9 protein-coding genes are annotated in these 12,951 nt (G+C 72.5%); 2 read left to right on the top strand and 7 right to left on the bottom strand.

The genetic code is table 11. From position 1 onward, the window contains the following. Window positions 1-30 precede the first annotated feature (30 nt). The 3 genes from DT076_RS06745 to gyrB form a co-directional block, all read right to left on the bottom strand. Complete coding sequence (locus DT076_RS06745; protein WP_114125886.1) at window positions 31-1,152, bottom strand: DUF3566 domain-containing protein; 1,122 nt, start codon at window positions 1,150-1,152, stop codon at window positions 31-33. Next, on the bottom strand, window positions 1,145-3,883 hold the full coding sequence (gene gyrA, locus DT076_RS06750; RefSeq protein ID WP_114125887.1) for a DNA gyrase subunit A: 2,739 nt from the start codon (window positions 3,881-3,883) through the stop codon (window positions 1,145-1,147). The genes DT076_RS06745 and gyrA overlap by 8 nt, the downstream gene beginning before the upstream one ends. Window positions 3,884-3,996: 113 nt before the next feature. Next, window positions 3,997-6,075, bottom strand: a complete 2,079-nt coding sequence (gyrB, locus tag DT076_RS06755; protein ID WP_407642709.1) for a DNA topoisomerase (ATP-hydrolyzing) subunit B — start codon at window positions 6,073-6,075, stop codon at window positions 3,997-3,999. A 313-nt stretch (window positions 6,076-6,388) separates the two neighbouring features. On the opposite strand from gyrB, the gene DT076_RS06760 reads away from it, so the two are divergent. Next, on the top strand, window positions 6,389-7,057 hold the full coding sequence (locus DT076_RS06760) for a hypothetical protein (protein WP_114125888.1): 669 nt from the start codon (window positions 6,389-6,391) through the stop codon (window positions 7,055-7,057). A gap of 27 nt (window positions 7,058-7,084) precedes the next feature. On the opposite strand, the gene DT076_RS06765 is transcribed toward DT076_RS06760, so the two are convergent. Then, entirely contained in the window at window positions 7,085-7,621 is a 537-nt protein-coding gene (locus tag DT076_RS06765; RefSeq protein WP_114125889.1) for a hypothetical protein, read from the bottom strand. A 22-nt stretch (window positions 7,622-7,643) separates the two neighbouring features. Next, entirely contained in the window at window positions 7,644-9,581 is a 1,938-nt protein-coding gene (locus DT076_RS06770; RefSeq protein WP_147264085.1) for a hypothetical protein, read from the bottom strand. A gap of 52 nt (window positions 9,582-9,633) precedes the next feature. On the opposite strand from DT076_RS06770, the gene DT076_RS06775 reads away from it, so the two are divergent. Further along, window positions 9,634-10,284: a hypothetical protein gene (locus DT076_RS06775; protein ID WP_114125891.1), complete on the top strand. Its 651-nt coding sequence runs from the start codon at window positions 9,634-9,636 to the stop codon at window positions 10,282-10,284. Between the two features lie 79 nt (window positions 10,285-10,363). On the opposite strand, the gene DT076_RS06780 is transcribed toward DT076_RS06775, so the two are convergent. Next, window positions 10,364-11,014, bottom strand: a complete 651-nt coding sequence (locus tag DT076_RS06780) for a hypothetical protein (RefSeq protein ID WP_114125892.1) — start codon at window positions 11,012-11,014, stop codon at window positions 10,364-10,366. Then, complete coding sequence (locus DT076_RS06785; RefSeq protein WP_114125893.1) at window positions 11,011-12,915, bottom strand: hypothetical protein; 1,905 nt, start codon at window positions 12,913-12,915, stop codon at window positions 11,011-11,013. Before DT076_RS06785 ends, DT076_RS06780 begins: the two co-directional genes overlap by 4 nt. Between the last annotated feature and the right edge of the window lie 36 nt (window positions 12,916-12,951).

Here is a 12,951-nt window from a genome sequence, read left to right on the forward strand (position 1 = left end):
ACTAGCCCACCGGTGCGGACGCGCCAAACCTCAGTCGTCGGTCTCGGCCAGCGTCACCTGCAGACCACCGAGCATGGTGGCGCCGAGGTTGTAGAGGAACGAGGCGACGGTGCTGATCGCGGTGATCAGCAGCACGTCGACCACCGCCAGCAGCGCCGTCGCGCCGAGCACCCGCGGCCCGTTGACGTACTCCTCCAGCCGGAAGGGGTCGGCGTCACCCGGGGCGGCGAGCATGCTGGTGACGGCGTCGTTGACCCCCTGGAACAGACCGGACGTCTGCAGCACCCACCAGACGAAGGCCACGGCCACCCACATCGCGATCCCGGCGGCGATGGAGAACAGGAACGACATCTTCATCACCGACCACGGGTCGATGCGGGAGAGCCGCAACCGGGCACGCCGGGGCTTGCGCGCCGCGGCCGCCTTCGCGCCGGCGCTGGTCTCGGTCGCCGCCGGCTCCTTCATCGAGCCGCTCACCGTGGTGAGAGCGCCCGTGCCGACCAGCACCTCGGTGCTCCCGTCCTCGGTCTTCTCCGACCCGGCACGCTGCGGCGTGGCGGTCTGCTGCGCGGAGGCGTCCGAGGTCGCCGGGCGGTCGGCGACCTCCGCCGGGGCGCCGCCGGCGGCACCCTGCGGCGGCTGGAACGCGACCGGCCGGTTGACCCGGGTCGGCTCGTCGTCGGGCGACCCGCCGCGACGCTGGTCGGCCGAGGTCTTGCTCCAGGCGTCGGAGGGCTGGTTGCGGACCGGCCGCTGCGGCTGCCCGCCCGACGCCGCGGGCGCAGCCGATCCGGCAGCGGCCCCGGCGGCAGCACCCGCACCCTTCGCCGCACCCTCACCGGCTGGCCGACCCTGGCCGCCAGGCTGACCCGGGGCGCCGGCGCCCGTGCCAGCCCTGCCGGGTCGGTCCCCCCGGGCAGCGCCGCCGGAGGCAGCCCCGGCCGGGCTGCCGCCCTGACCCGGTCGCCCGGCCGGCGGCTGCTGGCCGCCGCCGGGACGGCCGGAGCCCGTCTCGGGCGCGCGTCCCATCAGCCGGTCGGCGCGGGTCGGAGCACCGTCGGAGCCGCCGCCCGGCGCGTCGCCGCCCTCCACCCGCGGCTGGACCACCGTGTCGTCGTCGGGGTTGGCCGTGACCTTCGTCCGATCACTCACGGGTGTCGTCCTCCTCGGCACCGGGAGACGGCGCGTCGTCCGTCGCCGGAGCGTCCGCGTCCGGCGTCAAGCCCCCATTATCGTCATCGGCACCCGAAACCGAACCGTCGGCGGCCAGGTCGGCGTCGCTGGTGTCGTCCCCGGCCGGCGCGGCGACCTCGGTCAGGACCGCGTCGGCGGCCTGCACCGCCGCGGTCGCGGCACCCTCCTCGGCCGACTCCGCGGCCTGCTGCTCGACCTCCTCGGCCACGCTCGCCTCCGGGTTGATGGCGATCACGGCGACCGCGTCACCGTCGCGCACCCCGACGAAGCGGACGCCCATGGTGTCGCGGCCCTTGACCGCGACCTCCGACACCGCGCTGCGGGTCACCTGGCCGCTGGTCTTGATGGCCAGCACCTGGTCGGACTCGCGCACCACGATGCCGCCGACCAGCTCGCCACGGTCCTCGTTCAGCCGCATCGCCTTGATGCCCAGCCCGCCGCGGCCCTGCACCCGGTACTCCGAGACCGCGGTCCGCTTGCCGTAGCCGCCGTCGGTGACGGTGAACACGTAGCGGTCGTCCTCGGGCATGTCGGCACCGATGATCGACATCGACAGCAGCTCGTCCCCGGGGCGGAACTTCATCCCGGTGACGCCGGAGGTGGCCCGGCCCATCGGCCGCAGCTGGTCGTCGCTCGCGGAGAACCGGATCGCCTGGCCCTTGCGCGAGATCAGCAGCACGTCGTCGTCCTCGCTGCACCGGGCCGCCCCGATCAGCTCGTCGTCGTCGGAGCGGAAGTTGATGGCGATCAGCCCCGCCTGGCGCGGCGAGTCGTAGGCCTGCAGCGCGGTCTTCTTCACCAGCCCCTGGCGGGTGGCCAGCAGCAGGTAGGGCGAGTCGTCGTAGCCGCGGATGTCGAGCACCTGGGCGATCCGCTCCTCGGGCAGGAACGACAGCAGCCCCGCCACGTGCCCGCCGCGGGCGTCCCGGCCGGCCTCGGGCAGCTGCCACACCTTGGCCCGGTAGACCCGGCCCAGGTTGGTGAAGAACAGCACCCAGTGGTGGTTGGTGGTGGCGAACATGTGCTCGACCTCGTCGTCGGTGCGCAGGGTGGCCCCGCGCACCCCCTTCCCGCCGCGCTTCTGCACCCGGTAGAGGTCGCTGCGGGTGCGCTTGGCGTAGCCGCCGCGGGTGATGGTGACCACCACGTCCTCATCGGGGATGAGGTCCTCGTCGGAGAGGTCGCCGTCGGCGCGGATGATCTGGGTGCGCCGCTCGTCGCCGTACTTGTCGACGATCTCGGCCAGCTCCTCGGAGATGATCTGACGCTGCCGGGCCGGGGTGGCGAGGATGTCCTTGAGGTCGGCGATCAGCCGCTCGTACTCGGCCAGCTGGTCGATGATCTTCTGCCGCTCCAGGGCCGCCAGCCGCCGCAGCTGCATGTCGAGGATGGCGTTGGCCTGCAGGTCGTCGATGTCGAGCAGCTCACGCAGCCCGGTGCGCGCCTCGTCGGTGCTGGGGCTGCGCCGGATCAGCGCGATGACCTCGTCGAGGGCGTCCAGCGCCTTGACCAGGCCGCGGTAGATGTGGGCCTTGGCCTCGGCGTCGGCCAGCCGGTAGGCCGTCCGGCGCTGGATGACGTCGAGCTGGTGGGTGATCCAGTGCGAGATGAACTGGTCCAGCCGCAGCGTCCGCGGCACGTCGTCGACCAGCGCCAGCATGTTGCAGCCGAAGGTGTCCTGCAGCTGGGTGTGCTTGTAGAGGTTGTTCATCACGACCCGCGGCTGGGCGTCGCGCTTGAGCACGATCACCAGGCGCTGGCCGGTGCGGGCGGAGGAGTCGTCGCGGATGTCGGCGATGCCGTTGAGCCGTCCGGTGTTGACCAGGTCGGCGATCTTCAGCGCCAGGTTGTCCGGGTTCACCATGTAGGGCAGCTCGGTGATCACCAGCAGCTGGCGTCCCGTGCGCTGCTCCTCCTCGAGGTCGATCACCGCGCGCATGGTCACCGAGCCGCGACCGGTGCGGTAGGCCTCCTCGATGCCCTGACGGCCCACGATCAGCGCGCCGTTGGGGAAGTCGGGGCCCTTCACCCGCTCGATCGCGGCCTCGAGCAGCTCCTCGCTGGAGGCCTCCGGGTTCTGCAGCGACCACTGCACCGCCTCGGCCACCTCGCGCAAGTTGTGCGTCGGGATGTTGGTGGCCATGCCGACCGCGATGCCGGTGGAGCCGTTCACCAGCAGGTTGGGGAACCGCGCCGGCAGCACCGTCGGCTCGCTGTCGCGGTTGTCGTAGTTGGGCTTGAAGTCGACGGTGTCCTCGTCGATGTCGCGGACCATCTCCATGGCCAGCGGCGCCATCCGGCACTCGGTGTACCGCATCGCGGCGGCCTTGTCGTTGCCCGGGGAGCCGAAGTTGCCCTGCCCGGCCACCAGCGGTGCCCGCATCACCCACGGCTGGGCCAGGCGGACCAGGGTGTCGTAGATCGCCCCGTCGCCGTGCGGGTGGTACAGACCCATCACCTCACCGACCACGCGGGAGCACTTGTTCCAGCCCCGGTCGGGCCGGTAGCCGCCGTCGTACATGGCGTAGAGCACCCGCCGGTGCACCGGCTTCAGCCCGTCGCGGACGTCGGGCAGCGCGCGTCCCACGATCACGCTCATCGCGTAGTCGAGGTAGGAGCGCTGGATCTCGGCCTGCAGGTCGATCGGCTCGGTCCGCTCGGTGGGCGGCTCGATCGGGGTGTCGGTCATGCGTTCTCTTTCTGGGTGCGGGCCGGCTCTGCGACGGGCTCAGGCGTCGGACCGGGTCGGCGGGTTGGGCGGGACCCCGGGCGGCTCGGGAGGGCCCGCCCGGACGTCCTCGCTCAGATGTCGAGGAAGCGGACGTCCTTGGCGTTGCGCTGGATGAACGCGCGGCGCTGCTCGACGTCCTCGCCCATGAGGATGGAGAACATCTCGTCGGCCTGGGCGGCGTCGTCGAGGGTGACCTGCAGCAGCACCCGCTGCTCGGGGTTCATCGTGGTGCTCCACAGGTCCTCGGGGTTCATCTCCCCCAGACCCTTGTACCGCTGGATCGGGTTGACGCTGGGCAGCTTCTTGCCGGCCTCGAAACCGGCGTCGCGCAGGCCGTCGCGCTCCTCGTCGGTGTAGGCCAGCTCGTGCGGGGCGTTCGTCCAGCGCAGCCGGAACAGCGGCGGCTGGGCGAGGTAGACGTGCCCGGCCTCGATGAGCGGCTTCATGAACCGGAACATCAGGGTGAGCAGCAGCGTGCGGATGTGGGCGCCGTCGACGTCGGCGTCGGCCATCATGACGATCTTGTGGTAGCGCAGCTTGTCGAGGTCGAAGTCCTCCTGGATGCCGGTACCCAGGGCGGAGATGATCGCCTGGACCTCCTGGTTCTGCAGGATCTTGTCGATCCGTGCCTTCTCGACGTTGAGGATCTTGCCCCGGATCGGCAGGATCGCCTGGATCCGCGGGTCACGACCGCCCTTGGCCGAGCCGCCGGCGGAGTCGCCCTCGACGATGAACACCTCGCACTCGGTCGGGTCGGTGGACTGGCAGTCGGCCAGCTTGCCCGGCAGCGTGTTGCTGCCCAGCAGACCCTTGCGGTTGCGGGCCAGGTCGCGGGCCTTGCGGGCCGCCGCCCGGGCCTGCGCCGCCGCCTGGGACTTGCGGACGATGTCCTTGCCCTCGTTGACGTTCTGCTCGAACCAGTCGCCGAGCTTGTCGTTGATGACCCGCTGGACGAAGCTGCGGGCCTCGGTGTTGCCGAGCTTGGTCTTGGTCTGGCCCTCGAACTGCGGCTCGGTCAGCTTGACCGAGATGATCGCGGTGAGGCCCTCGCGGACGTCGTCGCCGGAGACCCGGTCCTCGCGCTTCTTGATCATCCCCCAGGTCTCGCCCCACTTGTTGACCGTGTTGGTCAGTGCGGAGCGGAAGCCCTCCTCGTGGGTGCCTCCCTCGTGGGTGTTGATGGCGTTGGCGAAGGTGTGCACGGCCTCGGTGAAGGAGCTGTTCCACTGCATCGCCACCTCCAGGCTCATCCCCTGGGCGGTGGCCTCGGCCTCGACGCCGATCACGGAGGCGTGGATCGGGTCCTTGGCCGAGGACAGGTGGCGGACGTAGTCGACCAGCCCGTCGTCATACTTGAACGTCTCGCCGATCTGCTCGCCGTCCTCGTCGACGTGGCCGGCCCGCTCGTCGCGGATGCTGATCGAGAGCCCCTTGTTGAGGAAGGCCATCTCGCGCAGCCGGTTGGCCAGGGTCTGGTAGGAGAAGTCGACGGACTCGAAGATGTCGGGGCTCGGCCAGAACGAGATCGCGGTGCCGGTGCCCTCGGTGGGCTCGCCCTGCACCAGCTCGCCGTCGGGCACGCCGAGGGAGAAGGACTGGTGCCAGTGGTGGCCCTCGCGCTGCACGTCGACCTCGAGCCGGGACGACAGCGCGTTGACCACCGAGCTGCCGACGCCGTGCAGACCGCCCGACACCTTGTAGCCGCCGCCGCCGAACTTGCCGCCGGCGTGCAGCACGGTGAGCACCAGGGTGACGGTGGGGATGCCCTCGGTGGGGTGCATGCCGACCGGGATGCCGCGACCGTTGTCGGTGACGCGGACGCCGTTGTCGGGCAGCAGCGTCACCTCGATGGTGTCGCAGTAGCCGGCCATCGCCTCGTCCACCGCGTTGTCGACGATCTCCTGCACCAGGTGGTGCAGACCGCGCTCGCCGGTGGAGCCGATGTACATGCCGGGGCGCTTGCGGACCGCCTCCAGACCTTCCAGGACGCTGATCGAGCTGGCGTCGTAGCTCTCCTCGACCCGGTGCCCGGTCGACTCCGTCAGCTCGAAGTGGCTGCCGTCGTCGGCTCCGTCGGTGCCGGCCGGGTCGCCGGGGGTGGCGCCGTCGGTGGACTCGTCAGCGGGGTCGAGGGGGTTGAGGTCACTCACCGAGACAGGCTCCTGTCAGACAGAGGACGCCCGGAGGTGAGACCTCACTCCCCGGGCAGCGCCTTCGCGCCCGGCCAGTCTACCGGGTGGGCGCCCTGGATCCGCGTCGTGAACCGCTCGATCTGTGGACGGTTGTTGTTTCCCGGCCTCCGACGGCCCGTTCGAGCCCTTCCTGGCCCCGTCCGTAGGGGCCGGTATGCGATCCACCCTCCCGGACGCCCCAGGAGGCCCTCGGAGCAGGGTCGGGTCGCCCACCACCACGGTGAGCCGGTCGGCCACCCGTGGTGGCACGGGACGGCTCTAGGCTGCCGCCATGTCCCTGCCACCACCCGGTGTCTGGCTCGACGAGCGGCCGCTGTCGCGGAGCTGGCCCGAACCGGTCCCGCCGCTGCGGGTGCCCGGCTGGGCGCGGATCGGCCTGCCGCTGCTGGTGCTGGTCGCCCTGGTGGCGGCGGTGGTCGGCTTCGGCGGCCTGGAGCAGCGCCGCGACCAGGTGCAGGTGGTGTCCCCCGGCGTCCCGGTGGACTGCAAGAACCTGGTGTTCACCCTGCAGTCGGCCACCGTGCAGCGCGCCACCCAGTGGGACGACTCGATCGCCTGGACCGTCCGCGTCCACGGCACCGTCAGCAACCCCAACGACGAGCCGCTGCGTCCGCGTGACGGCCCCAGCGGGAACCTCGCCCTCGTGCCCGGGGACCCGCTGCCCACCGTCACCGAGCTCGAGGGCTACACCATCGGCGAGGGCGAGGACTCGGTGCGCCGCGCGGTGCCACCCGGCGGGGCGGCCTTCCCGCTCGAGCTGGAGTTCGTGCTGCCCGAGGAGTTCACCCCGCGCGACGTCATCCACGTCGGGCTGGTGGAGAGCGAGTTCACCGACAACTCGGTGCTCGACATCGGTGGTGGGGAGAAGACCTGGAACGGGGGCGACCAGGCCTACTCGGTGTACCTGCCGGTGACGGTGCTGGCCGAGGACGTCTACTGACCGAGCGGGCCCCGGCGTGGAGCGGGATCAGGCCGGCGGGCGCAGCACCCACGCGACCCCGGTCTCGAGGTCGTTCATGGTGACGCCCTTGATGGCGTCGGTCCGCGTCTGCGGCACCTGCACGACCAGCTCGGTCAGGCCGCGTCCGGACTCCGGGCAGTCGTCGGGCACCGGGCGCTCGAGCCCCGACGGCAGCAGGTCGGCGGTGAGCTGCTCGTCCTCGCCCACCAGCACCGAGCCGCCGCAGTAGGTGTCGGGGAGCAGGGTCTCGACCTCGAGGTGGGCGACGAGGAACACCTTGCCGGGATCGGGGGTGACCGGTACCCCGTCGTCGGAGCCGCTCAGGCTGTCGGCCAGGTACCACTCGACCACCCGCTGCCGCAGTCCCTCGGCTTCGACCCAGGCACCAGGAGCGGTCGGCACGTAGGTGATCGAGGTGGCCCGTTCGAAGTAGCGCAGCCAGCCGACGCTGAACAGGGTGCACAGGCACAGCGCCACCACCAGCAGCGGCCACCGCTGCCGGGCCAGCCGCTCACCGAGCGTGGGCCCCACCGAGCTCACCATCGCCTCCTCCCACGCACCCCGGTCACCGGATCGGCCTCGTCGTCGACTGCGAGGAGACCGACAGCTCCCGCCCGGCGGCCTCGGCCACCACCCGCTCCGCCGCAGCCCGGTCCAACCCCAGGTCGACGACGACCACGTCGGAGAACCCGGTGATGAAGGCGCCCACCCCGAGCTCGGCGTGCAGACCGTCCAGGTCGGCCGGGTCGACCTCGTAGACCATCTCGATCGAGCTGACCACGCCCGACTCGCCGGGGAGCAAGTCGTTGGTCATCGCCGGGTAGGAGCGATCGCCGTTGACCAGCGTCACGGTGAGGTTGCCCACCGGCCTCTCCCCCTCGATGGCCAGGTCCACCGGGAGCGCGACGAAGACCAGCGGTGTCGTGTCGAGCTCGGTGGGCTCGCTGTAGGAGATGTCGACCAGCACCTGTCCGTAGCGCGGCTCCCCGACCGAGACCTGGCGTCCCATCAGCTCGGCCCGCTCCCCGACCTCGGCCGACAGCCGGCGGGAGTCCTCCACCTGCTGGATGCCGACCGTCGCCCCGGCCAGACCGAGGCACAGCAGCAGCGCCACCGCGGCCTGCCCGAGCTGGCTCCGCCAACCGGCGACCCGTCGCGGACCGGCCGGCTGCGCCCCGGGGAGCTGCTCGGCCCCCGCCGCCTGCCCCGCGAACAGCGACAGCGCCCGGGTGAACGCGACCGCGAGCAGCACCACCCGCAGGCTCTGGTGCAGCACCCGGTCGACGAGGTCGAGGAAGGGGTCGATCCGGGCCCAGACGTCACCGCTCTGCCCCCCGATGACGCTGTACATGGCGAGGTCGAGCACCTCGAAGGACAGCGACAGCACCGACGAGACGATCACGTAGCCGCCGAGGAAGACGATGCCAGCCCGCAGCACCAGCCGCAGCGACTGCCAGGTGGGCAGGTACTTGTCGTCGATGTCGCCGAGGAAGGCCTCCTGGACCTGCAGCGCCACGGTGCGCAGCCGGGAGGAGGAGCCGGCCGTCTCCAGCCGGCGGACCAACCGGGTCTGCCGGGCCCCGGGCAGCTGGGCGGCCAACGGCTCACCCTTGCGCCACAGGTCGGCCACCGAGACCACCTTCGCCCCGAACACCAGCGCCGCCATCGCCAGCCAGGCGATCGGCTCGGTCAACCCGTTCCAGAACACCGGCCAGACGACCTCGCCGACGAAGGTACCGACGGTGAGCAGCACGTCGGGCAGATCGATGCGGAACACCGAGAAGCCGGCGGCCAGGTCGGCCATCGCCGCATCCCACCAGCTCATCAGCCGTCGGTCGGACAACCAGAGGTTGGCCTGCTCGACCAGCCGGAACCCGCTGAGCAGGAACAGCAGCAGGAAGCAGGCCTCGACGAAGGCGGTGAGCAGGCCGAACAACCGGACCCTGGTCCGGTCGTGGAGGGTGTCGAGCACCCGGCGCAGCACGTACAACCCCACCAGCGCCCCGATGGTGACGACCGTGGCGGTGCGGCTGTTGAGCGGGTTGAGCCCGACCAGGATGTTCTCGAACGGCCCGCGGACGGCGGCGTTGCGGACCACCAGCGCGGTGGCCAGGTCGTCGACGTAGCCGAAGGCGGCGTAGACGGCGAGGAACGGGAGCAGGGTGAGCACCAGCAGCGAGGTCAGCGACGTGTCGCGCTCGTCGTCGTCCTCGGCGTCCGGCTCGGCCCCCCGCACCAGCTCGCGCACCCCGAGCTGGGTGGCGACCATCCGCAGCCCGATCACGGTGGCGGCGAGCATCCCGACCAGCCCCGTGGCGAACAGCGGGACGACCAGGTAGGGCCGGGCGATGCCCTGGGTGACGGTCACCCAGGTGCTCACCTGGTAGGCCAGCCAGCCGAGCAGCATCAGCCCGATCAGCTGCGGCCACAGCCGCCACCACAGCTGGCCGCTGCGGGCGGCGAGCCGGACGGCCTCGGAGAGCATCGAGCTGACGGTGGTCATGTCGGACCGCACTCTAGGACCACCGCGGCCCAGGTCTCCTACGCTGCTGGCCATGACCCAGCCCGCCGCGCCTTGGCTCGACGGAGCCCCGCTGTCGCGGGACTGGCCGCCGCCACCGTCGCGCCGCCCACCCCGGTGGCTGCGCGTCGGCCTGCCGGTCGGGCTGGCGCTGGTGCTGCTCGTCGCTCTGCTCGGCGCCGGGGGGTTCCAGCGCCGCACCGACACCACCACCGTGATGGCTCCGGGTGCCGTCCTCGACGCCGGGCGGCTCGCCTACACCTTCGACCGTGCCGTCGCCGAGGCCGAGACGGGGTCTGGGGAGGGACGCTGGTCGGTCACCCTGCAGGGCACGGTCGCCAACCCGACCGACGAGTCGCAGCCGCTGCCCCACCGCTCCTCGGGCGAGCTGGCGGTCCGCGGCGTGCCGGGGGACCACCTCGCCGAGCTCGGGCTGGTCGAGGCAGGGGGGCCGACGAGCGTGGTGCTGTACCGGACGAACGTCCCGCCCGGCACCAGCCTGCCGCTCACCATCAGCGCCACCCTGCCGCCGGACTACCGGCCCAGCGACCGGTTGCTCGTCGTGGTCTGCGAGACGGAGCTCAGCAACCGGCGGGTGCTCGACCCCGACGCCGAACCGCAGTGGAACCCGACCGAGCGCTGTTTCGCCGTCTTCGCCCCGCTGTCGGTCCGGCCCGGACGCTGAGGCCCCGCTCCCACCCACCCTCGACAGCCCACCGGTGCTGCCGGCCCGTCCCGGTGGTCCCAGCGACGCCCGGTCCGGCTCAGGCAGGTGGCTGCAGCAACCAGGTGGTACCGGGGCCGAGGGTGGGTCGGACGAGCACGCCCCGAATCCGGTCGCGCTCGCGGAGCGGCACCCGGTAGACCACCTCCACCGTCTGCGCGGCGCGTCCGGCGCAGGTCGGCGGGTGCGGACGTCGCACGACCGGGGCCTGCGGGTCCCACACCATCGTCCCGGCGCCCAGCAACGACAGGTCGCACCAGCTCTGCACCGGGCCGTCCGCGGTCGGCGCCTGCTCCGCCTCGCGGGTGTCCACCTGGACCCGGCCCACCACGAACACGGTGCCCGGCGGGGGCCGCTGCGGCTCCTCGCCCGGACCACCGACCAGCAGGTCGGTGCTGTAGAGCTCCGACAGCCGGTAGGTGCTGCCCTCCACCTGCACCCTCGCCCCCGGCGGAGCGGGCCGGACCAGCCACCCGCTGTTGGCCTGGTACCAGCCGACCCAGCCGGCACCGGTGAGGGCTCCGAGGCAGAGCGCCACCAGCAGCAGCCGCCACGGTCGCCGAACCAGGTCGGACGTCCCCGCATCGGCCGCCGGACCGGACGGTGGCGCCCACTCCAGCGAGGGCTCCGACCAGAGGGTCGGACCGCCCGCCCCCTCCCCCTCCCCGGGCGGCCCGGGCGGCGTGCTCACCGCAGACCCTCGGTGAGCGGCGCGGGCAGGCACTCCACCGGGGCGTCGACCAGGTCGCTCCGCAGCTGCTGCGCGGACCCGGCGTCCAGGCCGAGATCGACCCGGAGCTCGGCGTTGTAGCCGCGGTAGATCTCCAGCGGACGCACCTCGATGCCCAGACCGGGTCGGATGTCGTCGGGGTCGATCTCGAAGACGAAGGTGGAACGGGTCCGGTAGCCGGCCTCGGCGTCGACCTGACCGAGGCCGAACTGGGTGTCGTAGCGGCGTCGGTCGCTGACCAGGTCCGCCGTCATCGGTGCTCCCGCGGGCCCGGGCGCCACCAGCTCGACCGGGACCACCACGATCGCCAGCTCCGAGGTCGCCTCGACCTCCTGACCTCCCTCGCGGAGCAGCCGCTGGCCGAAGCGAGGCGCGGACACCGTCACCAGCCGGCCGGAGACGTCGGCGGTCTCACCGACGGCGGCCCGCACCAGCTGCGCCTCGTCCTGCTGCCGCAGCACCACGCTGGCCAGCCCGAGGAGGGTGCAGAGCAGGACCGCGACCCCGAGCCGGCTGGCCGCCCCCACCCGGATGGAGGGCCGCACCCCGGCGGGCGTGGCCGGGACCGCGCCGGCCCGGACCGCGAACCGCGACAACGCGGAGGAGAAGGCCACCGCCAGCACGCTCACCTGCAACGACATCACCAGGACGTCGCTGTCGAGGGTGAGGAAGGGCTGCAGCAGCGCCCACAGCCCCACATCGGACGGCCCGACCAGGCAGGTCAGCAGGTGGTCGAGGAGCAGCGCCAGCAGCTGCAGCGCCGTGAAAGCCACCAGGTAGCCGCCGAGCAGCCCGAGCCCGGCCCGCAGCACCAGCCGCAGCGACTGCCAGGTCGGCAGGTACTTGTCGTCGACGTCGCCGAGGAGCACCTGCTGCACCTGCAGCGCCACCCGGCGGACGCCGGTCGCCGAGGCCGCCGCCCGGTGCAGCCGGTCACGCAGGCGGGGACGGGCCACCGGGGCGGGGGCGGACTCCGCCATCCGCTGCCAGACGTCGGCCAGGCTGAGCACCCGCGAGCCGAACACCAGGGCGGCCAGGGCCAACCAGGCGACCGGCTCGCTGAGCCGCTCCCACACCACCGGCCACAGCAGCGTCGACCACAGCTCGACCGCCCGGTCCCACACCGCCGGCAGGTCCACCCGCAGGACGGCGAAGCCGGCAGCCAGGTCGGCCCCGAGCTCGGACCACCAGCCGAGCAGCCGGCGCTCGGACCACCACGACCGCAGCAGCTCCAGGAGTCGGAAGCCGCTGAGCAGCACGAGGAAGAGGAAGCAGGCCTCGACGAGGACGGTGAGCAGTCCCAGCACCGCCTGTCCGGTGCGCCGGTAGAGCCGGTCCACCACGCGCCGCAGCAGGAACAGACCGACCAGCACGACCGACACCCCGAGGACCGTCCAGCCACTGCCGGTCGGGTCGAGCGCGACCAGCACCGGTGCGCCGAGCCCCTGGGCCAGCTGGGTGGTGTTGACCAGCGTGCCGGCCAGGCTCTCGGCGTGGCCGAAGGCGGTGTAGACGGCCAGGAAGGGCAGCAGCACCACGGTGAGCAGGCGGAGCGGGCTCCGGTCGCGGTCGTCGGGGTCGGCCGCCTCGCCGGCGGCCTGCAGCAGCCGCTCCACCCCGAGCGAGGTGGCCGCCAGGCGCAGCGCGACCACGGTGCTGGCCGCCACCGCCACCAGCCCGAGGGCGACGGTCGGCACCACCAGCCAAGGCCACTCGTCGGTCACCTCGGCCGACAGCAGCAGGGCCGCGTGCCGGCCGGCCCAGCCGAGCAGCAGGACGCCGAGCAGCTGCGGCCACAGCCGTGCCCAGAGGCGCAGGGCCTCCGCACCCAGCCGGGCCGCCTCGAGCCCGATCTCGGCCACCGTCCTCACCGCCGCCCCGATCTCATCCGGCTGGCC

The sequence above is a fragment of the Desertihabitans brevis genome (assembly GCF_003327535.1).
GTDB lineage: Bacteria > Actinomycetota > Actinomycetes > Propionibacteriales > Propionibacteriaceae > Desertihabitans > Desertihabitans brevis.